The organism is Streptomyces sp. SKN60, from assembly GCF_026236535.1.
GTDB lineage: Bacteria > Actinomycetota > Actinomycetes > Streptomycetales > Streptomycetaceae > Streptomyces.
The window spans coordinates 1-22,754 of sequence record NZ_JAHTMW010000014.1 but is presented as its reverse complement, the minus strand read 5'-3'; the positions used below and the strand labels follow the sequence as shown (position 1 = coordinate 22,754).

Annotated in this window: 13 protein-coding genes; 8 read left to right on the top strand and 5 right to left on the bottom strand. The window is 70.8% G+C overall.

Features of this window, described 5'->3' with window-relative positions; all coding sequences use genetic code 11:
- Nucleotides 1-257: 257 nt before the first annotated feature.
- From KV205_RS23305 to KV205_RS23285, 5 genes are read left to right on the top strand one after another with little or no spacing between them, the layout of a single operon-like run.
- Nucleotides 258-3,143 carry a nitrate- and nitrite sensing domain-containing protein gene (locus KV205_RS23305; RefSeq protein WP_265866515.1) on the top strand — a complete coding sequence of 962 codons (2,886 nt, stop codon included), beginning with the start codon at nucleotides 258-260 and terminating at the stop codon, nucleotides 3,141-3,143.
- Complete coding sequence (locus tag KV205_RS23300; protein ID WP_265866514.1) at nucleotides 3,140-3,634, top strand: roadblock/LC7 domain-containing protein; 495 nt, start codon at nucleotides 3,140-3,142, stop codon at nucleotides 3,632-3,634. Before KV205_RS23305 ends, KV205_RS23300 begins: the two co-directional genes overlap by 4 nt.
- The gene (locus KV205_RS23295; protein ID WP_265866513.1) at nucleotides 3,631-4,044 is read left to right on the top strand and encodes a DUF742 domain-containing protein; all 414 of its coding nucleotides are present in this window, start codon (nucleotides 3,631-3,633) and stop codon (nucleotides 4,042-4,044) included. Before KV205_RS23300 ends, KV205_RS23295 begins: the two co-directional genes overlap by 4 nt.
- On the top strand, nucleotides 4,025-4,753 hold the full coding sequence (locus tag KV205_RS23290; RefSeq protein ID WP_265866512.1) for an ATP/GTP-binding protein: 729 nt from the start codon (nucleotides 4,025-4,027) through the stop codon (nucleotides 4,751-4,753). The genes KV205_RS23295 and KV205_RS23290 overlap by 20 nt, the downstream gene beginning before the upstream one ends.
- Before the next feature lie 32 nt (nucleotides 4,754-4,785).
- Nucleotides 4,786-6,024, top strand: a complete 1,239-nt coding sequence (locus KV205_RS23285) for a styrene monooxygenase/indole monooxygenase family protein (protein ID WP_265866511.1) — start codon at nucleotides 4,786-4,788, stop codon at nucleotides 6,022-6,024.
- Here KV205_RS23285 and KV205_RS23280 read toward each other — a convergent pair.
- From KV205_RS23280 to KV205_RS23265, 4 genes are all read right to left on the bottom strand, one after another.
- A complete protein-coding gene (locus tag KV205_RS23280; protein ID WP_265866510.1) occupies nucleotides 5,994-7,175 on the bottom strand; it encodes a C40 family peptidase in 1,182 nt (393 codons plus the stop codon). The two genes, KV205_RS23285 and KV205_RS23280, sit on opposite strands and share 31 nt — an antisense overlap.
- 74 nt (nucleotides 7,176-7,249) lie before the next feature.
- On the bottom strand, nucleotides 7,250-7,540 hold the full coding sequence (locus KV205_RS23275; RefSeq protein WP_265866509.1) for a hypothetical protein: 291 nt from the start codon (nucleotides 7,538-7,540) through the stop codon (nucleotides 7,250-7,252).
- Nucleotides 7,541-7,575: 35 nt separating this feature from the next.
- Nucleotides 7,576-8,298 (bottom strand): TetR/AcrR family transcriptional regulator, encoded by a 723-nt coding sequence (locus tag KV205_RS23270; RefSeq protein ID WP_265866508.1) that lies wholly within the window; start codon nucleotides 8,296-8,298, stop codon nucleotides 7,576-7,578.
- An 82-nt stretch (nucleotides 8,299-8,380) separates the two neighbouring features.
- Entirely contained in the window at nucleotides 8,381-9,316 is a 936-nt protein-coding gene (locus KV205_RS23265; RefSeq protein WP_265866507.1) for a diiron oxygenase, read from the bottom strand.
- A gap of 112 nt (nucleotides 9,317-9,428) precedes the next feature.
- On the opposite strand from KV205_RS23265, the gene KV205_RS23260 reads away from it, so the two are divergent.
- Nucleotides 9,429-10,562, top strand: a complete 1,134-nt coding sequence (locus tag KV205_RS23260) for a ferritin-like domain-containing protein (protein WP_265866506.1) — start codon at nucleotides 9,429-9,431, stop codon at nucleotides 10,560-10,562.
- An 89-nt stretch (nucleotides 10,563-10,651) separates the two neighbouring features.
- Here the strand turns inward: KV205_RS23260 and KV205_RS23255 are convergent, their stop codons facing one another.
- Nucleotides 10,652-13,852: a DNRLRE domain-containing protein gene (locus tag KV205_RS23255; RefSeq protein ID WP_265866505.1), complete on the bottom strand. Its 3,201-nt coding sequence runs from the start codon at nucleotides 13,850-13,852 to the stop codon at nucleotides 10,652-10,654.
- A 610-nt stretch (nucleotides 13,853-14,462) separates the two neighbouring features.
- On the opposite strand from KV205_RS23255, the gene KV205_RS23250 reads away from it, so the two are divergent.
- Both KV205_RS23250 and KV205_RS23245 read left to right on the top strand, forming a co-directional pair.
- On the top strand, nucleotides 14,463-22,298 hold the full coding sequence (locus tag KV205_RS23250) for a ricin-type beta-trefoil lectin domain protein (RefSeq protein WP_265866706.1): 7,836 nt from the start codon (nucleotides 14,463-14,465) through the stop codon (nucleotides 22,296-22,298).
- On the top strand, nucleotides 22,298-22,666 hold the full coding sequence (locus tag KV205_RS23245; protein WP_265866504.1) for a hypothetical protein: 369 nt from the start codon (nucleotides 22,298-22,300) through the stop codon (nucleotides 22,664-22,666). The genes KV205_RS23250 and KV205_RS23245 overlap by 1 nt, the downstream gene beginning before the upstream one ends.
- Nucleotides 22,667-22,754 lie beyond the last annotated feature (88 nt).

Genomic DNA, 22,754 nt, shown 5'->3' with positions numbered 1-22,754 from the left:
AGGCTCCGGGAAGCTGCGGGCGGGCATCCTGCCAAAGCCCGCGCGGAAGATCCAACCGGCGGTAAGCCGGACACACCCGTACCCGCGGGCGGGAGTTGTTCGCCAACTACGGAGTGTTGTTCACTCGTTCGGGTGGCGGAGCGGCCGATGCCAGACCCCTGACCAGAACCGCTGAAATGGTCGGAAGACACACCAGGGGTGGGGGCTCTTACATGTGACCGGTCGTCACCTCTGCTTCATGGGCGGACGAGTCAAGAATGCGAGCACCGGTGCAGAAGAAGCGGCCTCGGAGCAACAACGGCACGCGGAGCCAGACCCCCGGTGACCCGCAGAACCCCGGGCTGCCCGCGACCCCCGCGGCCCCCGGCGTCACGCCCCCCGGTCCCGGTGCCACGGCCGGTCCCGGTGCGACGATCCCCGGCGCCACGGCCCCGGCCGGCCGGGCCAAGCGCGTCCGCAGCCGGCTCTTCGCCGGTGTCGCCCTGGTCGGCGTCACCGTGCTCGCCGCCGGCGCCCCCATGGTCCTCACCGCCTCCGCCGACCTCGACGAGTCGGTCGACCTGGTCGCCCTCGCCGAACTCGACCGCCAGGCCGTCACCCTCGCCCACTCGCTCTCCGACGAGCGCGACGAGGTCGTCGCCTACATCGCCGCCGGCCGCGACGAGCAGACCGGCAGCGCCAAGGACAAGCGCCGGATCACCGACGCCCGCTCCGCCCGGGTCGACCGCCAGATCGACGAGATCCGCGCCGCCGCCCCCGCCGAACTCCGCCGCGACCTGGCCGGCCTGCCCTCCGTCCGGCGCACCGCGCTCACCGGCAAGGGCACCGCCCTGGAGGCCCACAAGGCCTACACCGACGTCATCGGCAAGCTCCAGGCCCTCGCCGACGCGCTCGCCGAACGCACCCCGGCCCGCGCCGCCGAGGCCCTGCGCGCCCCCGCCGCCCTCGGCCGCGCCACCGAACAGGCCTCCGCCGAGCGTGGACTGCTGCTCGCCGCACTCGCCGTCCCGCGTCCCGAGTCCGGCGGCACGACCCACTACGACCCGGCCACCGGCACCTACGTCACGGACAAGCCCGAGGGCGCGGAGGAGGCCGACCGCGCCCGCAACGCGCTCACCGCCGCCGCCCAGCAGGCCAGGGTCCGTGAACTCGCCGCCCTCGCCGACTTCGACCAGGCCGCCGCCGCCCCGGCCCGCGACTCCCTCGCCGCCACCGTCGCCGGCCCCGACGTCAAGAGCGCCGAGCGCTACCTCGGCAAGCTCACCGACCGGCCCGAGCTCTCCGAGTCCGAGCTCGACACCGACCCGGTCAAGCTGGACGCCGCGCTCTCCGCCCGCATCGAGCAGATGCGCGGCGTCGAGTCCACCCTCGCCACCCAGCGCGTCGACGCCCTCTCCGCGCTCCGCGACGACGACGTCACCGCGCTCGAGGTCCGGATCGCGTTCCTCGGCGGCTGTCTGCTCGTCGCCGTCGGCATCGCCACCTACGTCGCCCGCTCGATGACCCGCCCGCTCGCCGTGCTCCGCATCGGCGCCGCCCGGCTCGCCGCCGCGACCGAGCCCGGCTCCGTACCGGACGGCGACGCCGGCCCGATCCGCTTCACCGGGCGCAACGACGAGTTCGCCCAGGTCGTACGGTCCCTCAACACCCTGCAGGGCCGGCTCGCCGAGCTCTCCGCCCGGGTCGAGCGGCTCGACGGCGAGCGCACCGAACTGGCCGGCGCCCGCGAGGCCGTCGCCGCCGAGCTGGCCGCCCAGCGCGCCGAGCTCCAGGGGCAGAACGCGCTGCTCACCGCCGAGCTGCAGCGGCTGCGGGGCACCGTCCAGCACACCTTCGTCAACCTCTCGCTGCGCAGCCTCGGCCTGGTCGAGCGGCAGCTCGGCGTCATCGAGAAGCTGGAGGAGCGCGAGCAGGACCCGGACCGGCTGGCCACCCTCTTCAAGCTCGACCACATGGCGACCGTCATGCGCCGCCACAGCGAGAACCTGCTCGTCCTCGCCGGGCACGAGCACCACCACGGCCACCCCGGCCCGGTGCCGCTGGTCGACGTGCTGCGCGCCGCCGTGAGCGAGATCGAGCGTTACGAGCGGGTCAGCATCCAGTCGCTGCCGCCGCACGCCCAGGTGGCCGGCTTCGCCGCGGACGACCTCAGCCACCTGATCGCCGAACTCCTGGAGAACGCCACCTCCTTCTCGCCGCCCGACACCCAGGTCCAGCTGTCCGGCTGGCTCCTGGAATCCGGCGAGGTCATGCTCTCCGTCCAGGACGGGGGCATCGGCATCTCCGCCAACCGGACCGCCGAGCTCAACGCCCGGCTCGCCGACCCCGGCGACCCGGCCGGCACCGGCGCGGACGGCGAGGGCCTGGGCATCCGGGTCACCGCGCTGCTCGCCGAGCGCCACGGCGTACGGGTCGAGCTGCGCGAGCACACCCAGGGCGGCACGACCGCCGTCGTGGTGCTCCCGCTGCCGCTGCTGCCCTCCGCCCCGCCGGCCACCGTCCCGCCGACCGTCACCCTGGCGGCGGGCGGCCACGTGCCCGTACTGACCCTGCCGGGCTCGGTCGCCGAGGCGAACTCCAACACCCTGCCCTCGCACCGCGACCCGCTGGTCGAGGCGGCGGAGCGGGCCATCGCGCGGGTGGAGGCGGAGCCGCCGCTTCCGGCCGCCGAGCCCGCGCCCGAGCCCGTACCCGTACGCGTACAGGAGCCTGTACAGACCCTCGGACTCGGCGAGTCCGTGTCCGAGACCACGCTCCAGGTGCGCCTGCCCGACCCGCCGGCCGAGCCCGACGCGCACGAGCGCGCCACCGAGGAGCTCCCGGCGCCGGAGCCGGAGGTCGCGTACGCGCCCGAGGCCGAGCCCGAGGCCGACCTCGTGTCCGGCCCGCGCTCCGGGCAGTGGGAGCGGGTCACCGACAAAGGACTGCCCAAGCGCACCCCGCGGATAGTGCGTCAGGCCGGTGCCCCCACCGCGCCGATACGACGCGGCGGCGTGGACGCCGAGGCGCTGCGCAGGCGCCTGGGCGGCTTCCAGCGAGGAGCCGAGAACGGCCGCCGCGACGTCGCGGCCGAGATCCGCGCCGCTGACGCAAGCCGTACCGAGGAGAAGACGGGGGACACAGTCGAGGAGGCACGCAGTTGACTGCGACCGGAACATTCGGACTGAGCAGCGAGGCCCGCAACCTGCAGTGGCTGCTGGGCAACCTGGTCGAGGAGGTGCCGGGCGTCCGCTCCGTCGCCGTGGTTTCCTCCGACGGCCTGCTCCTGCTGTCGTCGGACCCGGACGTCCCGACCGGGGCGCCCGAGGCGGCCGACCGGGCCGACGGGCCGCGCGGCTCCAGCGCCGACCTCGCCACCATCGTCTCGGGCATCGGCAGCCTCACCATCGGCGCCGCCCGGCTGATGGACGGCGGCGGGGTCAAGCAGACCATGGTCGCGATGGAGGAGGGCAGCGTCTTCGTCATGTCGATCAGCGACGGCTCGCTGCTCGGCGTGCACGCCACGCCCGACTGCGACATGAGCGTCATCGCGTACCACATGGCGCTCTTCGTGGGCCGCGCCGGCCACGTCCTCACCCCTGAGCTCCGCAGCGAACTGGCCAAGTCCGCCCGGTCCATGGAGAGCGCACAGTGACCGCCGCGTCGCACACCCACCGGCTGCCGATACGCGGGGAGGGGCGCCGCCCCTCCCGGGTCCGCCCCTACTCGCTCACCGGCGGCCGCACCCGCTTCGGCCACGTCCTCCTCGTGGAGACCTTCGTGGCGGCCTTGGAGGCCGCGCCGGGACGGAAGGCTCTCACTGACGGCGGGAAGGCCGCGCGCGGTCTGATGCCGGAGATGCGGGCCATCGTCGAGATCTGCCGCCGGATGCGGACGGTGGCCGAGATATCGGCGCTTCTGAAGATGCCGTTGGGTGTCGTCCGGGTGCTGCTCAGCGACCTGGCCGACCAGGGAAAGATCCGTGTGTACGGGACCGGTCACGGCACCGGCCAGCCCGACCGCGCGCTGCTCGAAAGGGTGCTGAGTGGACTCCGCCGTCTCTGAGGCGACTTCCGTCTCCGACGAAACCGAAGCGCCGGTGCTCACCGGCATCCCCGCCCAGCCCACGGCGGCCGAGCCCGAACACGAGCCTGAACGCGCGGCCGAGCCCGAACCCGATCCCGATCCCGAAGAGGGCGCCCGGGACTGGCAGCTGGACCACACCCGCGCCCCGATCGCGACCAAGGTCGTCGTCGCGGGCGGCTTCGGCGTCGGCAAGACCACCTTCGTCCGCGCGGTCTCGGAGATCACCCCGCTCCAGACCGAGGCGCTGATGACGCAGGCGAGCGAGGAGACCGACGACCTCACCGCCACGCCGGACAAGCTGACCACGACCGTCGCGATGGACTTCGGGCGGATCACCCTCGACGACGACCTGGTGCTTTACGTCTTCGGCACGCCCGGGCAGCAGCGCTTCTGGTTCATGTGGGACGACCTGGTGCGCGGCGCGATCGGCGCGATCGTCATGGCCGACACGCGGCGCCTCACCGACTGCTTCCCGGCGCTCGACTACTTCGAGAGCTGCGGACTGCCGTACATCGTCGCCGTCAACCACTTCGAGGGCACCGAGCGTTTCGAGGTCCCGGATGTCCGGGACGCACTGACCATCGGCGAGCACGTGCCGGTCCTGATCATGGACGCGCGCAAGCGGTACAGCGTGGTCGAGACGCTCCTCGCGATGGTCGAGCACGCCCTCGAAGCCACCCCCGAATAGCCCCGCCCCCCAGCACACCCCCAAGGTCGCCCATGCGGAAGATCCTCATAGTCGGGGCCGGTCAGTCCGGCCTCCAGCTCGCCCTCGGACTGCAGTCGAAGGGCTACGAAGTCACCCTGATGTCCAACCGGACGGCGGACGAGATCCGTTCCGGGCGGGTCATGTCCACGCAGTGCATGTTCGACACCGCGCTCGGCCACGAGCGCGACCTGGGCCTCAACTTCTGGGAGTCGCAGGCCCCGCGGACCGAGGGCCTCGGCGTCTCCGTCGCCGGCCCCGCCGGTGAGCGCGTGATCGACTGGGTCGGCCGGCTCGACGGCTACGCGCAGTCCGTCGACCAGCGGGTCAAGATGGCCGGCTGGCTGGAGACCTTCGCCCAGCGCGGCGGCCAGCTGGTCATCCACGGCGCGGCCGTCGGCGACCTCGACTACTTCGCGCGCGGTTACGACCTGGTGCTTGTCGCCGCCGGCAAGGGCGAGCTGGTGTCGATGTTCGGCCGGGACGCGGAGCGTTCCCCGTACGCGGAGCCGCAGCGCGCGCTCGCCGTCGCGTACGTGCACGGGCTCGGCCCGCGCCCCGAGCACCCCGACTTCGACGCGGTGCGCTGCAACCTGGTGCCGGGCGTCGGCGAGCTGTTCGTGATGCCGACCTTCACCACCTCCGGCCGCGCCGACATCCTCTTCTGGGAGGGCATCCCGGGCGGCCCGGTCGACGCCTTCCGCGGCATCAAGGACCCGGCGGACCACCTGGCGCTCACGCTTGAACTGATGGAGAAGTTCACGCCGTGGGAGTACGCGCGGGCCACGAAGGTCGAACTGACCGACGCGGGCGGCACGCTGGCGGGCCGATACGCCCCCACCGTGCGCAACCCGATCGGGCACCTCCCGGGCGGCGGTCTGGTGCTCGGCGTCGCCGACGTGGTCGTCGCCAACGACCCGATCACCGGCCAGGGCTCCAACTCGGCGGCCAAGTGCGCCGCCGCGTACCTCGACGCGATCGTCGAGCACGGTGACCGGCCCTTCGACGAGGCGTGGATGCAGGCCACCTTCGACCGCTACTGGGAGACCGCCCAGCACGTCACGAAGTGGACCAACGCGATGCTCGGCGTCCCGCCGGAGCACGTCCTGAACCTGATCGGCGCGGCGGGGCAGCTGCCGCCGGTGGCCGACCGGTTCGCGAACGGCTTCGACAACCCGGCGGACTTCGAGAACTTCTTCTTCGAGCCCGAGAAGACCGCGGCCTACCTGGAGTCCGTGGCGGCCGGGGCCTGAGCCCGGCTGCCCTCCGGCGGCCGATCGCCGGAGAAACCCTCGTCCGCGCCGTCCGTGGCTCCCGCCGGGAGCTCGGGCGGCGCGAACGTGTCCAGGGGCCGGGCCGCCGGGTCCGGGCGTACGGCGCCGAGCAGCGGGTTGGCCGCGATCGGGGAGACCTTGATCCGGGCGCCGGGGCGCGGGGCGTGCACGACCATGCCGTCGCCGAGGTAGAGCGCGATGTGGGTGGCCTCGGGGAAGTAGACGACCAGGTCGCCAGGGCGCAGGTCGGTCAGGGCCACGTGCGGGAGGGTCTCCCACTGCTCCTGGCTGGTGCGGGGGAGCTCCCGGCCGGCCGCCGCCCAGGCCGCCTGGGTCAGGCCGGAGCAGTCGTATGTGGCGGGGCCCTCCGCGCCCCACTCGTACGGCTTGCCGATCTGCCCGACGGCGAAGCGCAGCGCCTCGCCGCCGGCCTCGGACGGGGTACGGGTCGGGTCGAGGGCGCCGTCGAGCGCGCCGGAGCCGAGCAGGGCGCTCTGGGCGCCGGCGGTCGCTTGCGTCTCCAGGGAGGCGAGCCGGGCGAGCTGGTCGGGGGAGAGGCCGGCGAGCAGCCGTTCGACCTCGCGGAGCTTCGCCTCGACGGTCTCCTTCTGCTTCTTCCGGCCGCCGAGCAGCGCGGTGCGGCGTTCCAGGGCGGTGCGGGAGGCGGCGGCGAGGGCGTCCGCCTTCTTCTCGGCGGTCTGCAGACGGGCGACGGCGGCGGCCCGTTCGCGGGCGGCGCGGGCGAGCAGCCGGCGCTGGTCGAGGGCCTCGCCGGGGTCGGCGGAGAGCAGCAGTCCGAGGTACGGGGAGAGCTCGCCGCTGCTGCGGTACTGCTGGCGCGCGAGCCGCCCCACCTCGTCGCGGCCCTTCTGCAGCGCGGTGCGGGCGGCGGCAAGGCGGGCGCCGGTCTTCCGGGTGTCGGCGGCCTGTTTCTTCAGGGACTCGTCGGCGGCGTTGTAGGCCTCGCCGGCGCGTTCGGTCTCCTGGTAGAGGGTGCGGAGCCGGGTGAGGAGGCCGCCGACGGAGTCGGTGGGATCGGTGGGGGCGGCGGTGCCGGTAACCGTCGTCGACAACGCGAGGGCGCCCGCGAGGGCTCCCGTACAGACCATGCGCAGCAGTCGTCCCGGCACGTCACCACCTCCAGGTGGATGATGACGGCACGAATGGTGCGATGAGCGGACCATCGGTACGGTGTGCGGCGCGCTCACTCGGACGGCGCAGCGGGCTTGGGTGAGGGCTTGGTCCACGGCCACTTCAGCTCGCGCCGCTCGCGGCCGCCCGGCGCGTACTCGTACACCCAGCCGCGCTGCAGCCCGAGCCGCTTGGTGTAGCCGGCGGGCTCGCGGCGGTACGCGTACACGGTGGCCGGGTGCCCGTCGTGGGCCGGGACCGGCACCTCGTACCACTTCGGGGGGTGCCCGGTCGGTCCGACGAGCACGGGCAGGACCCGGCCGTCGAGGGGGCCGCCGCGGAAGGGGGTGTTCTCGCTCTTCACCCCACCAGTGTCCCCTCTGGCCGGTTCAGAGGGGTTCAGAGGAGGTGCGCGGCCTGGCTGACCACGGGGATCACGCGCTTGGCCAGCCGCCCCACCGGGCCCGCGGCCCGCTCCTGGGAGAGCAGCCGGGCGACGACATCGGCGGTCTCCGCGTCGCCGGCGGCGGTCGCGGCGAGCAGCGCGACCAGATGGTCGACCAGCCAGTCCCGCAGCTCGGGGGCCGGCGGGCGCTTGCCCTCGTCGACCCAGATCAGCGAGGCCGCCTCGACGGCCGCGATCCAGGTCCGCACCATCATCCCGAGCCGCGGCCCGGGCGCGCCCACGCCCAGGTGGAAGAGGATCTGCTCGGCGGCGGCCCGCCGCACCTCGTCCACGATCGCGCTGGTCCGCGAGGTCTCGGCGACGCTCCCGCCGCGCAGCAGGGCGGCGAACCCCGCGTCGTGCTGGTCCACGAAGGCCAGATACCGGTCGAGCACCCGGGAAACGCGCTCGGTGGGCGGCCCCTCGGGCGGCTCGGCGAAGCAGCGCTCCAGCGCGTCGGCGGAGGAGCGCAGCGCCGCCTCGTACAACTGCTGCTTCCCGCCGGGAAAGTACCGGTACACGAGCGGCCGCGACACCCCCGCCGCCTCCGCCACGTCGTCGAGCGACACCTCCTCCGGCGGCCGGTGCGCGAACAGCGTCAACGCGGCTTCAAGCAGCTGCCGCCGCCGCTCCTCGACACTGAGGCGGCGGTACGCGGGCGAGGCGGCACTGGTCATGCCCGCAGCGTAACCCCGCGCGGGCGACGGCCGAGGGGCGATGCCAGCTCGGGATTTCGGGCCGGCCCCCGCCCCGCCCCCTTCAGGCCAGCAGCCCCGACGACCTCCACAGCCGCCGGCCCGCGCCCCGCAGCACGCCGATGTCGTCGAGGAAGTCCGTCAGCCGCTTCGCGCCCGACTGCATCACCTCGCGCCGGTGACCGCTGGCCTTCACCTGGGCGACGGCCTCGCGGCGGTCCAGGCCGACGTTGTCGTAGACCGCGGGGTTGATGAAGCAGGTGGAGAAGACCCGGGCGGCCTCGCCGCAGCTGAGGCGGGTGAACTCCTGCTCCCAGCGCGGGGCGGTGATCATCTGGCGGCGGAGTTCCTCGCGGGCGTAGCGCACGTGGCGGGCCTCCTCGACCACGTGGATGCGGGTGACGCCGCGGACCAGCGGCTGGACCCGCTCGTCCGGGAAGGTCAGGCGCTGCATCCAGTCGAGGATCTCCTCGCCGAGGAGGGTCGCGGCGAAGGAGCCGGGGGTGGTGGAGACGGTCTTCAGGACGCGGCCGAGGTTGTGGTACATCCGCGGCACCGGGTACTCGGGCGCGCCGCCCCGCCGGATCAGCTTGGCGAACATCATCGAGTGGCGGCACTCGTCGGCGATCTCGGTGAGCGCGTACCGCACATGACTGCTGGTCAGCGACTTGTCGTAGATGTGCCGGACGAGCAGCTGCATGAGGATGATCTCGAACCAGATGCCCAGCGAGGCGAGCGACGCGGCCTCGTGCCGGGACAGGTCGATCCGCTGCTCCTCGGACATCCGGCGCCAGAGCGGGGTGCCGTAGAGGGAGACCAGTTCCGGCGGCCAGAACCACGTGCCGTCCTCGAAGGGCGCGTTCCAGTCGAGCTCGGTCTCGGGGTCGTAGGAGTGCTTGAGGGAGGACTCCAGGAGCCGCTGTGCGACCTGCTCGCGGTCGCGCAGCGGCCCGAGGGCGTCCCGCAGGAGGCTGAAGTCGGGCTCGGTCAGGCGGGGCATGCCATTTATAAGACTCCTCGTCAGTAACTCGGTCAATCCCTCGCGCACGACTTGTTGACCCTGCGTCTACCAACGTGTGAGCCTGCTGGAAGACAGCGGGAAGGAGCCGTCAGTGTCGACGCACGACTTCTACGTCCGGGCCCCGGGGGAGCCGATCTGGTCGGTGCCGGCGTCCGGCGCCGCCCGTTTCACCTGGGAGTACGACCCCCAGGCGGCGGACGGCCAGAGCGGCCAGAACCGCCTCCTCGCCCTCTACCAGAAGGGCAAGGACAAGCAGTGGGACGGCGCCAAACGCATCGACTGGGACCTGGAGGTCGACCCGTACGACCCGCTCGGCACCCCTGACGAGGCTATGTCGCTGTACGGATCCAAGTACTGGCCCAAGCTCACCGAGAAGGACAAGGGCGAGCTGCGCCGGCACTACACCTCCTGGCAGTTCAGCCAGTTCCTGCACGGCGAGCAGGGCGCGATGATCTGCGCCGCCCGGATCGTGGAGTCGGTGCCCGACCTGGACGCCAAGTTCTACTCGGCGACCCAGACCATGGACGAGGCCCGGCACGCCGAGATCTACGGGCGCTTCCTCCAGGAGAAGATCGGGATGCTCTACCCGATCAACGACAACCTCCAGGGCCTGCTCGGCGACACCCTCCGCGACTCCCGCTGGGACATGCCCTACCTCGGCATGCAGGTGCTGATCGAGGGCCTCGCGCTCGCCGCCTTCGGCATGATCCGCGACACCACCGACAAGCCGCTGCCCAAGCAGATCCTGGCGTACGTGATGCAGGACGAGGCCCGCCACGTGGCCTTCGGCCGGATGGCGCTGCGCGACTACTACCAGCAGCTCACCGACGCCGAACTGCGCGAGCGCGAGGAGTTCGTCATCGAGGGCTGCTACCTGATGCGCGACCGGCTCCGCGGCGTCGAGGTCCTGGAGAACTTCGGCATCCCGAAGCAGGAGGCCGAGGAACTCAGCGAACAGAGCGAGTTCCTGCACCTCTTCCGCAAACTGCTCTTCAGCCGGATCGTGCCCTGCGTCAAGGACATCGGCCTGTGGGGCGAGCGCCTCCAGAAGGCCTACCTCGACATGGGCGTCTTCGACCTCGGCGACTCCAACCTCGACCTCCTCATGACCCAGGACGAGGAGATCGCGGAGGCCCTCGACCGCGAACGCTTCGCGACGGAGGAGGCCCTGCGGGTCGCCGAGGTGACGGAGGCGATCGCGGAGGGCGGGGCGGCGGCGTCGTAGCGCCCCATGGTTCTTGGAAAGGGGTGAGCCCCCGGCGCCGGGATTCCGGCGCCGGGGGCTCACTCGTACACGACCCGAAGGGCCTCGGATCACCCGAAGCCGAGCTTCTCCATCCAGCCGGACCCGATGACGGTCTTCACCGGGGCGTTGGTGTTGGTGGTCGACGGGTGGTAGATCGCCATGTGACCGTCGGACACGAAACGGGCCCAGATGTCCGGGATGCCGTCGCCGCTGATGTCCGGGATGCCGATGGCCCAGTCGATGTTGGCCTTGGTCCAGCTGGTGCCGAAGGACACGTCGCCGTTGAGCGAGTTCGCCGCCAGCTTGATCGACTCCAGGTCGACGCTGCCGGCCACCGGGCCCGGCTTGCCGTGGCGGACGTACATGTTGCCGTTGTCGACGTTGCGCCAGAGCAGGTCGGGCGTGCCGTCCTTGTTCATGTCCGCGATGTTGACGATGTCACGCGGGGCCCAGGCGGTGCCCTCCATCAGCGTGGCGGCCTGGAAGGCGCCGCCGGTGTAGCCGGAGAGCACCCAGAAGGCGGTCCCGGCCCGCAGCGCGAGGTCGGGGTGCTTGTCGCCGGTGATGTCACCGACGGCCTTCAGCTGGGTCCAGGTGGACGGCGCGGGCGCGTTCGACGGCAGGCGGACCTTCATCCGCTGGCCGACGTCGAAGGAGCCGTAGCCGTCGCCCGGGTAGAGCCAGAAGCCTCCGTCGGGGGTGACGGCGAAGAGGTCCGTCGTGCCGTCGCCGGGGTAGGCGTCCTGGTAGTGCGCGATCAGCGCGGCCTTGCCGGTCGTCGCGTCGTACCAGTGCCCGGTCGGGTTGAGCACCGGCTTGCCGTCGGCGCCCATGGTGTACGAGGCGGACAGCTGGCCGTACAGCTCGCCGCCCGGCTGGCCCGTTCCGGCGACCGGCTGACCCGGGTACGTCCGCAGGGTGCCGTCGGCGTTGATGACGAGCAGGTCAGGTGTGCCGTCGCCGCCCGTGTCACCGGGGGCGTCCTCGCTCTCCTTCGGCGGGACGTAGGTGGTGTAGTCGGTCCGCACGCTCGGGTTGCCGAGGCTGTCGTACGCGTACACCTGGAGCGTGTTCGGGCCGGCGTTCAGCGGCTTCAGGGCGGACACGGTGGCCAGGCCGTTGGCGTCGGCGTTGACCGTGACCGGGGTGACGCCGCCCCAGGCGTACGTGAACTTCACGGCGCCGGGGGACTCGAAGGTGATGGGCCCGGTCTGGCCGAACTTCACGGTCGCCCAGGTGGCGCCGTCCGAGGTGGCCTTGAGGAACACGTCACTTTCGACGATGGGCTGGGACGGGCCGCTCGGGTCGACCGTGATCCGGCAGGGCTCGGTGCCCGGCGGGTAGTTGGTGGAGGTCGCGCCGGCCGAGTCCTGGCCCATCGCGTCCCACGAGAACGTGGTGTTGGCGGTGATGTCCTTCAGGAGCGGGTCGGTGACCGGAATGGTCAGCGAGGCGGTGCCGCCGCTCGCGCCGATCGTCACGTACGTGCCGGCCGGGACGGTGCCGCCGGTCTTCCAGAACCGGAAGCGGACCTTGCTCATGTTGTCGTCCGGGTCCGTGGCGGTGACCTTGAGCGTGATGTTGGTCTTGCCGACCGTCACGCCCGCGCCGGGGCCGGGCGTGCAGGCGCCGCCGGGGGTCGAGGTGCCGTTGTAGGGCTCCTTCGGGTTGCGGTTGTAGACGGCCTCGACGGTCGCGGACGTCGCCCGGAACTTGCGCCAGGTCTGCGTGTCCGACTCGCTGGTGGCCCGCATGCCCATGGTGAGCGTCGAGTAGCCCTTGTCGGTGACGTACTGGGCGGCGGACTTCACGTTGAAGGCCTCGTACGCGTCCGGGCACGAGGTCGACCAGCCGTGCGCGAAGGACTTGCGCTGGATCTCGGCGGACCAGCTCGGCTGCGCGTTCCACGTCGTGCCCGAGGAGATCGAGCCGGTGCGCCACAGCTGCATCTCACGGTCGGTGCAGGACCAGGAGTGGTTGTTGAGCACCTTGAAGGTCGCGCTGGTGATCTCCGCGCCCTTGATGCTGCTGGACCAGTCCATCCGCCAGAAGGAGCGGGCGGTGCCGCCGGTGTCGGACTCGTGGCCCACGCGGGCGTCGGAGGTGCCGGAGGAGAAGTTGGTGCCGTTGTAGAAGCTCGTGCTCGGGTACGGCTTGTAGGCCACCGTCCACGCGTCCCAGCCGGTGTTCAGCGGCGGGTCGACGAACAGCGGGTACGTGACGCCCTCGCGGGCGGTCAGGCCGGTGGCGGCGAAGCCGAGGCCGAGCCGGGCCGCGTGCGTGTTCTCGCCGGCCAGGGCGATCGGCAGCGCGGCCGAGTGGGCGCCCGGCTCGATGCCAGTGAGGCCCGACAGCTTCAGCACGTCGGCCGGGGTGGCGACGGCCGTGCGGTTCGGGGTGCCCGGGGGGAGCTCGGGGTCACGGCCACTGGAGTCCCAGGCGAACGGGGTCGGGATCGAGCCGACCTCCTTGCCTGCCTCGTCCAGGACCTGGACCCGGCTGGCCTTGCGGTCCTGCCGGAACACGGCGGTGGTCGAGCGCAGCCCGTACGTGACGGTCTTCAGCGCCTCCTGCCGGGCCGCCTCGGGGGACTTGACGATGAGCACCTGCGCCATGCCGCCCTCTTCGCGGGCCACGAGCAGCAGGTCGACCCCCGGCAGCACCTCCGAGTACAGCGCGCGCGGTCCGTCGAGCACCGGCTCGGGCAGTGCGCCCGGCCAGGTGTAGGCGACGGTGTGCCCGTCGAGCTCCACCTCGGCGAGCACCGTTTCGCCGGGTGTCTCGACGCGGGCGAACGACCGGTCGGCGCGGGGCTTCTGGGCGTTTCCGCTCGCGAAACGTACCGGAACGGCCGGGTTCGCGGGCGCGATGCCGAGGCCCTTGGGGGCCTTGGCCGTCCGCCTCAGACGATTGTCGATCGGGGCCCACTCGCCCTCGGCGTTCCTGGCCCGGGTCGGCGCGGCCGTGACCCGGGTCTTGAACTGCCCGTCAGGCAGCGCCCAGGTCAGCGCGGTGGCGGTGGTCGCCGTGTCGACGAGCACCTGCTTGCGGGTGCGCAGGGCCTCGGTCATGGCGGCGGCCTCGTCGCGCGGACCGGTCGAGGCCTGGGTGGCGTCGGTGGCGCCACCGGCGGTGGACGGGGAAGAGCCGCCGGGCTGCCACCAGGGCAACAGGGCGGCGGTCAGGGCGGCCAGGACGAGGCCGAGGGTCAGGGACAGCCGCGTGCGCGTGCGCACGAAGGGGCTGAGATATCGGGGCGGCGCGGTCACGGCGGTCTACTCCCGTGGGAACCAGGCGGATTGAGGACAGCACAGACAGCCCCGGTCGGCAGGCCGCGGGGCAGAAGGCGCGCACACGGTCACACATGCGAAGGGCGGCGTCCATGTATGAAGGTTTTATGAATCCGTTACGCGAAGGTGGAACCGATGCGACGCGGCGTCAACTGGGTCTGGTTTAGGGCTTTCATGGGGCTGCATTGGCCCTGATCGGCGGAAAGGCCCCATCTCTCTGATTGGGCGTCGGTGAAACGGAATGATCCATTTCGCCCTGTGACGCAGATCACTCGCATCTCCTTCCGGGACTCGGACCGATCTTGAAATCCGCTCCGGACATGACAGAGAGTGCGCACGCACACGCCTGGTCAGGCGTGTGCTCTTTGGTGTTTTCGCACCTCGTCCGTTGTCTGAATTGCCAGGGTGGGAGTCGACGCGTATGCGTGCTTCAGGTCCGCTGTCATGGCTGGGGCGAGGACGCCCAGCCATGACAGAGTCACAACGACGGCGCCGGCGGCGAAGCCGCGCGGCGATCGTTCTTCTGTTGTCCTCGACGTTGACGGTGACGAGCCTGGGCGGGCAGGCGCTCGCCGTCCCCGGCCCGGGCATGAGCCGTGAGGAGTCGATCTCCCAGGTCGACCTGCCGGACCTGCCGACGGCCACCACGGCAGAGGGCGACGTGGCCGCGGACAAGGCGCTCACCCTGGCTCCGCAGGTCCCGGTCGACCCGTACGCCCCCGCCAACACCGCGGCGTGGACCTCGGGCACCGGTAACGCCACGCTCTCCGGGACCAGCACGCCGGGCACCACCGTGCCGGTCACCAACAACCTGCCGGTCGCCATCGGCGTGCCGGAGGGCGGGGACCCGGCGGCGCTCGCCGGTGACTGGACCGTGGGCGTGGCCCCGCAGACGACCTCGCAGGACGCGGGCGTCTCCGGCATCGTCATGAAGCTCACCCCGCCGGCCACGGTCGATCCGAACGCCGAAGTGGCGATCAGCATCGACACCACCGGCTTCGCCGACCTGTACGGGCCGCAGGCCGCCGACCGCTTCGGTCTGATGCTGCTGCCCGATTGCGTCTACTCGTCCCCGACCACCGGCGACTGCGCCGACGGCGGCGGTACGGAGCCGATGTCGTTCTCCGACGCGGACAAGGACGTCAAGAACGGCAAGAAGAACTTCCAGCGGCTGCGCAGCTCGGTGAAGACGGTGGCCGCCAAGGACGCGCCCACCAAGTCCACCGCGGCCAAGAGCGCCAAGACGCGCAAGATCCTCAGCGGCAGCATCCCGGTCTCCAGCCTCGTCGGCGAGGGCTTCGTCCCCTCCAACGCGACCAAGGCCTCCTACCGGGACGGCGTCCAGCCCGCGGTCGCCGCGAACGGCGGCGCCGCCGTCGGTGGCCTCGACACCGGTTCGTCGGTGTCCGGTGACTTCACGGCCTCGCCGCTGCTCTCCTCGGGTGCCTGGTCGGCGGGCTCGTCCTCGGGCGCGTTCACCTACTCGTACGACATCCAGGTGCCGGAGACCGCCGGCGGTCTGATGCCGAAGGTCAACCTGGCGTACTCCTCGCAGTCCGTCGACGGACGCACCTCGTCGACCAACAACCAGGCCTCCTGGATCGGCGACGGCTGGGACTACAACGCGGGTTCCATCACCCGTACGTACGCCAACTGCCGCCAGGACTCCAAGAAGGCCGGCTCCAACAACTCCACGCACCGCACCGCGGACCTGTGCTGGGGCTCCGAGAACGCCACCCTCTCGCTCGGCGGCATGACCACCGAGCTGGTGTGGGACGCCACCAAGGCCAAGTGGTTCACCGCCAACGGCGACGGCTCCACCGTGCAGGTGATCAAGGGCGAGGCCACCGGCAACGGCGCCAAGGACGGTGAGTACTGGGTCGTCACCACCAAGGACGGCACCAAGTACCACTTCGGCAAGAACAAGCTCCCGGGCTGGTCCGACCACGGCACCGCCGCCGACGACCCGACCACCGACTCGGTGCTCACCGTCCCGGTCTACGGCAACCACAGCGGCGAGGACTGCTACAAGGGTCCGACGACCACCGACTGGACCAACTCCTGGTGCACGCAGGGCTGGCGCTGGGGCCTCGACTACGTCGAGGACGTCCACGGCAACGCCATGTCGCTGTGGTGGAAGAAGGACCAGAACTACTACGCCCGCAACTTCAACTTCAAGGCTCCGGTCGTCTACGACCGCGACGGCTGGCTCGACCACATCTACTACGGCCAGCGCAGCGACAACATCTTCACGGCGACCGCCCCGGCCAGGGTCGGCTTCACCGTCGCGGAGCGCTGCTACACCGTCGGCACCGTCACCTGCACCGAGGCCAACTTCACCTCGAAGGACCCCGGCCAGTACCGGCCCTGGTTCGACACCCCGGCCGACCTGCGCTGTGAGGCCGGCAAGAAGTGCTGGAACGCCGGCCCGTCCTTCTGGACCCGCAAGCGCCTGGACAAGATCCAGACCTCGGCCCAGCGGCGCACCGACACCACCGCCCGCCAGGTCGTCGACGACTACCAGCTCGTGCAGAGCTTCGCCACGCTGAAGACCGGCCCCAACACGGCCCTGTGGCTGGAGTCCGTCCAGCGCACCGGCTACGCGCGCAACGGCTCCACCGACGCGAAGGTCACGCTGAACCCGGTCCGGTTCGAGTCCAACGCCGAGGACATGCCGAACCGCGTCAAGGCGTACCACCCGGAGCGCCCCGGCTTCTCCCGGCTGCGCATCGTCCGCGTCGTCAACGAGTACGGCGGCGAGACCATCGTCCGCTACAAGCCGATCGAGGGCGACTGCGCCACCGGACAGAACCTCCCGACGAAGACGGACACGGCGGCCCTGAAGGCCAACAGCCGGCTCTGCTACCCGTCGTACTGGAACCCGGACCCCGAGGTCGAGGACATCGACTGGTTCCACAAGTACGTCGTGGACACCGTCGAGGAACTGCCCAACATCGACGGCAGCTTCGCCACCAGGACCGAGTACGAGTTCAAGAGCCCGGCCTGGAAGCTCGCCGAGGCGGAGTTCACGAAGAAGTCCACCCGGACGTACTCGCAGTTCGCCGGCTTCGAGCAGACCACGGTCCTCACGGGCCCGGTCGTCGAAGGCACCCCGGACGCCCCCGGCCAGCGCTCCAAGGCCGTGACCCGTTTCTTCCGGGGCATGGGCGACACGGTGCCCGTCACGGACATCACCGGCGCCGAGATCGCCAAGGACCGCGAGCCCTTCGCCGGCCGGATCGCCGAGGAGCTCACCTACCTCGACTCCACGAAGGCCGACACCGACTGGCTGTCCCGCTCCATCACCAAGCCCGAGGCCACCGAACTCGCCAAGCGTGACCGCGACGACGGCCTGACCCCGCTGCGGGCCTGGCGGGTCACGGAACCCGAGGAGATCGCGTACACCAAGTCGTCCGGCACGAACACGGACGACCCGCGCACGGTGCGCACGGTGAAGACGTCGACGACGTACGAGGACACGTACGGGCTGCCGACGCTGGTGGAGTCGCTCGGTGACACCGGGAAGACCGGTGACGAGTCCTGCACCAAGCTGGAGTACCTGCACCACACGGGCAAGAACCTCATCGGTCTGTCCAAGCAGGTCCTCGTGTCGCCGACGACCTGCGCGAACGCGAACTTCGCCGATCTCAGCACGCTGAGCGGCGGCTCCCGTACCGCTTACGACGGCACCGCCTACGGGACGGCCCTCGGCTCCACCACCCGCGGCCTGGCGACCGAGTCGTGGTCGCTGAAGGGCGACGGCACCGGCTTCCAGACGGAAGGCACCACCGGTTTCGACGCCATCGGCCGTGTGATCCGGGAGACCGACCCCGATCAGAAGTCCTCGTCGATCACGTTCGACCCGCCGACGGGTCAGGTCTTCAAGATCACCGAGGCGAACGTCCTGGGCCACACCCAGATCTCGGAGCTTGAGCCGGGCCGTTCGGTCACGCTCAAGACCACCGACCCCAACGGGCTGGTGAGTGAAGCCGTCTACGACCCGATGGGCCGTCTCGCCGAGGCCTGGGGCCCGGGCCGCACCCCTTCGCCGTCCTCGATCCCGGACTTCCGTGCGGTCTACACCATTCCTGCGGAGGAGACGGACCCGACCGACGAGAACATCAAGATCCGTAAGCCTCCGTACGTCACGACCTATGCGCGTGGTTACGAGGACCGGATCGAGACGTCCGTCACGCTTTACGACGGCCTCGGCCGTGAGCGCCAGTCGCTCGAAGAGGCGGACAACGACGCCGGCTACCTCGTCACCGACACGCTGTACAACAGCTCCGGTGAGGTCTGGCAGACCAACAACGCGTACCTGACCAAGGAGGCCACGCCGGGCGAGCTGTTCACGCCGCTGTCCGACACGGCGATCCCGAACATCACGCGCTACACGTACGACGGTCTGGGCCGTGTGCTCCAGGAGACCCCGTACATGAAGTACGTGGACCCGACGACCAAGGAGTCCAGCTCCCGGGCGTACCCGGAGCGGGCCGTCCGCTACGAGTACGGCGAGGACTGGTCGAAGATCGTCCAGCCGCAGGGCGACTCGTCCTACCGCGTCTGGACCGACGCGCTGGGCCGTACCACCCGCACGGACACCTTCAACCCGGCGGCGCCCGGCGGGTTCACCTCCACGAGCTACCAGTACGACACCCACGGCCAGATGGTGAAGGCGACCGCCTCGGCCGACCCGACGCACCCGTGGTCCTGGACGTACGACCACCGTGGCCGTATGGAGACGGCGACCGACCCGGACACGGGCACGACCCGTACCGAGTACGACCACCGCGGCCGTGTCCTGACGTCCACCAACGCCCGCGGCATCAAGGTCTGGAACGGCTACGACGAGCTGTCGCGGCCGACCCAGCAGCGTCTGGACAGCTCCACCGGTACTCTGCTCACCGAGTTCTCGTACGACTCCGCGCCGGGCGGAAAGGGCATGCCCGCCACCGCCACCCGCTACACGGACGCGCTGGCGTACACCCAGAAGGTCGACGGCTACACGAAGGACTACCAGCCGACCTCGACCACGCTCAGCCTGCCGCAGTCCATCGCCGACACGTGGGGGCTGAAGAAGGACTACCGGTACGACTACACGTACTCCGACACCGGCATGCTGGACGAGGCGCAGCTTCCGGCGGTCGGCAAGCTCGACGCCGAGAAGCTGGTCGTCCGCTACAACAAGGACGGCAAGCCGCTCTCGATCTCCGGCAAGGACTGGTACGGCTCGGAGACCGTCTACGACGCGTACGGCCAGGTCCTCCGGTCGACCCTCGGTGCCCAGCCGTACCGCGTCTGGACGCAGCAGGCCTACGACGAGGGCTCCGGCGAGCTCAAGGAGCAGTCGGTCTACCGCGAGAAGTCCGGCGCGAGCGCGGACAACTCCGTCGTCGGCGGCAACCTGGTCTCCAACCGGGCGTACACCTACGACCCGGCCGGCAACGTCACCTCGATCCAGGAGAAGTCCGTCGGGATCGAGGAGCGTCAGTGCTTCGTCTACGACCCGATGGGCCAGCTGAAGTCCGCCTGGACCTCCAAGGACCCGGCGACGCAGAACTGCACCACCCCGAAGAACGCCGACGGCACGCTCAACGTCGCCGCCGGCGCGGACGCCTCCGGCTACTGGCAGGAGTACGAGTACGACCTCCTCGGCAACCGCACCAAGCTGACCGAGAAGGACCTCTCCGGCAACACCGCCAAGGACGCCACCAGCACCTACGCCTACGGCAAGGCGGACGGCAGCCAGCCGCACACGCTGACCAAGGTGTCGAAGACCTACACCAGCCCCGCTGGTGCGCAGGTCAAGGCGGAGGCACAGCGTCTGTACGAGCTGACCGGTGAGACCAAGTCGGTCACCTCCATCGAGAACGGTGACAAGCAGGACCTGACCTGGACCTATGACGGTCAGGTCGACCGGATCACCGGTGCCGGCACGGGCGGCAAGACCCCGTACGTGGGTCTCGGCCAGAAGTGCCTCGACCTGAAGTCGGGTCTGGGCGCGGCCGGCCAGCCGATCCAGCTCTACGCCTGCAACGCGTCGACGGCCCAGAACTTCAAGTTCACGCCCACTCCGGGCACGGCGACGGCACCGCAGACGGATCCCGACCGGGGCGCGCTCTCGGTGAACGACGCCTGGTGTCTCCAGCCCGCCGCCAACACGGCCGGGGCGGCCGTCCAGATCCAGAAGTGCGACGGCTCCGCCGCACAGGAACTGAAGCGCAACGCCTCCGGTCAGCTGACCCATGTCGCCTCCGGCCTGTGCCTCGCGGTGCAGGGCGCGGCGAACGTCAACGGCACCGCGATCGTGCTCGCCACCTGCGACGCGGCCCAGGCCGCCCAGCAGTGGCTGCCGCAGAACGACACCCGTCACATCTACGGCCCCGACGGCAGCCGCCTGCTGACCGTCAAGGGCAAGCAGGCCACGCTGCATCTGGGAGAGGCCGAGGTCACCGTCCAGCAGGGTGGTGTCCTGGTCAACACCCAGCGCACGTACGCCGCCCCCGGCGGCGCGGTCATGCGCTACGCCTACGGCACCGGTTCGGAGACCCTGGTCGCCCAGACCGCGGACCACCAGGGCAGCGCGTACGCGGAGGTCGCCCTCTACGGCGGCATGTCGGTACGCATCCGCAAGCAGGACCCCTTCGGCAACGAGCGCGGCATCGCCGATGCCAACCTGCAGAACCACAAGGGATTCCTCGGCGCGACCAGGGACGACGCCTCCGGCTACCAGCCGCTCGGCGCGCGTCTCTACGACCCGGTGGTCGGACGCTTCCTGTCCGCCGACCCGATGCTCGACCTGAACGACCCACTGCAGGCCAACGGCTACGCGTACGCGCAGAACAACCCGGTCACGTACTCCGACCCGACCGGTCTCGCGATCAGCCTGACCGCCTCGGAGAAGGCCGCGGCCCTCGCCGGCGCGGGTCTGTCGGCCGCGCAGGTCGCGCAGGCGCAGTCCACCATGGGCAAGTCCCTGACCTCGGTGATCCTGGCCGTGGCGTGGGAGACGCTGAAGGACTTCATCGGCATCAACGACGCCATCGCCTGCTTCGGCGGCGACATGTGGTCCTGCGTCAGCATCGTGGTCGACGCCATTCCATGGACGAAGCTCGGCAAGATCCCGTCGGTCATCAAGGCGGTCAACCGCACCATCGGCGCCATCAAGGCGTTCAAGGCCGCCAAGCGTGCCGCCGAGGCCGTCCTCAAGGCCGCCAAGGCCGCCGAAGCGGCAGCCTTGAGAGCCAAGAAGCTGGCCATCGAGAAGGCCAAGAAGGAGGCCGCGCAAAGAGCCAAGAAGAAGGCGGCCGAAGCCGCCAAGAGAAAGGCCGACGCGGCGGCCGCCGCGAAGCGGAAGACGGGCAACCCCGTCCACAAGCAGGCCCAGGCCAAGTCCGCGCCCAAGTCCTCCTCCCACTCCGGCGGAGGCGGTAAGAGCTCCGGCGGAGGCAAGAGCTCCGGCGGCGGAGGCAAGAGCTCCGGGGACGGAGGCGGCGGCAAGTCCGGCGGCTCCTCCCGCAGCAACGGCGGCTCGAGCGGCGGCGGCGGCTCCGGCAGGGCCGGTGACGGGGGCGGCGCTGCCTGCCCGACTCGCGGCGGAAACAGCTTCGTCCCCGGCACGAAGGTGCTGATGGCCGACGGCTCCGTCAAGGCCATCGAGCAGGTCAAGACCGGCGACAAGGTCGTCGCGACCAACCCGAAGACCGGGGAGACCCGGGTCGAGACGGTGACCGCGGAGATCAAGGGCACCGGCCTCAAGCACCTCGTCAAGGTCACGATCGACCTCGACGGCAAGGCCGGCACGGCTGGGCAGAAGACGGCCCAGGTCACCGCGACCGACAACCACCCGTTCTGGGTGCCCGAGCTGCGGGCGTGGGTCGAAGCGACCGAGCTGCACTCCGGCCAGTGGCTGCAGACCGGCACGGGCACGCATGTGCAGGTCACGTCGGTCGAGCGGTGGACCGTCCCGGACGCCCCCGTCTACAACCTGACGGTGTCCGACCTGCACACGTACTATGTGGTCGCAGGCACCACGGGACTCCTCGTCCACAACGACGGCATTCCGTCGATCCCCCAGGTCGACCACCCGAAGCTGCAGAACATCATCAACAGCCTCTACAAGGGCATCGGAAACCCCGTCCGCACGGGTGACGGCACCGCCATGGCGGCGGCCAACCACGAGTTCCTCGGCGGGGACCAGGTCGAGAACAGGGACCACGTCGCTAAGGGACACCAGGCGCGAGCCTCGCTGGTGAACTTCATGGCGGACGGTGCCGAGTGGAAGCCCAAGGGCGGAAAGAAGCAGCCGATCGTGAGAAGCGCACGAGACGTCGAGGTCGCGGAGGCGCTGATCGCCGCGTTCGACGACGCCCTGGCCGGGCGGTACGAGGGGTTCCAGAACTACCCGGTCCTGGCGAGCTGCTGATGGGACGGGACGAACAGCTCGTGAGGGAGCTCGCCGCTCGGATTCCCGAGTTCGAGGAGATGCTCTCCGACCACATCGAGAACGAGCACGGTGTGCTGCCGCACATGTTCTTCTGGGACGTGTACCAGGAGACGATGCGCTCGTTCCTCGCACACGATGACGAGGCGGCGTCCGACCTTCCGGACTGGCGCGAAGTGCTCCGGTTCCTGGAGGAGCAGAGCAGCCTCGGCATCCGTGAGGTCGACGGGGTCATCGTGACGTCGTTCCTCGAGTACCTGCCGTATCCCGGCGAGGAGGGGCACGACATCGTCGAGCATCTCGGCCCGGTCCTGGCGGCGAAGTTCGCCAGGATCAGGCCCGCGGGCTGATCGACCCGGCTGCCGCAGGTCGGCATGGCCGAGGTCGGCCAGGACCGGACCGAACGTCTTCGCGTGGGTCTCCAGGGCCTCCGCGCTC

Excerpts from the sequence above, each read along its gene's own strand:
- KV205_RS23250 (WP_265866706.1), top strand. The coding sequence starts at position 14,463 with ATGAGCCGTGAGGAGTCGATCTCCCAGGTCGACCTGCCGGACCTGCCG.
- KV205_RS23265 (WP_265866507.1), bottom strand. The coding sequence starts at position 9,316 with ATGCCCCGCCTGACCGAGCCCGACTTCAGCCTCCTGCGGGACGCCCTC.
- KV205_RS23270 (WP_265866508.1), bottom strand. The coding sequence starts at position 8,298 with ATGACCAGTGCCGCCTCGCCCGCGTACCGCCGCCTCAGTGTCGAGGAG.
- KV205_RS23285 (WP_265866511.1), top strand. The coding sequence starts at position 4,786 with ATGCGGAAGATCCTCATAGTCGGGGCCGGTCAGTCCGGCCTCCAGCTC.
- KV205_RS23305 (WP_265866515.1), top strand. The coding sequence starts at position 258 with ATGCGAGCACCGGTGCAGAAGAAGCGGCCTCGGAGCAACAACGGCACG.
- KV205_RS23245 (WP_265866504.1), top strand. The coding sequence starts at position 22,298 with ATGGGACGGGACGAACAGCTCGTGAGGGAGCTCGCCGCTCGGATTCCC.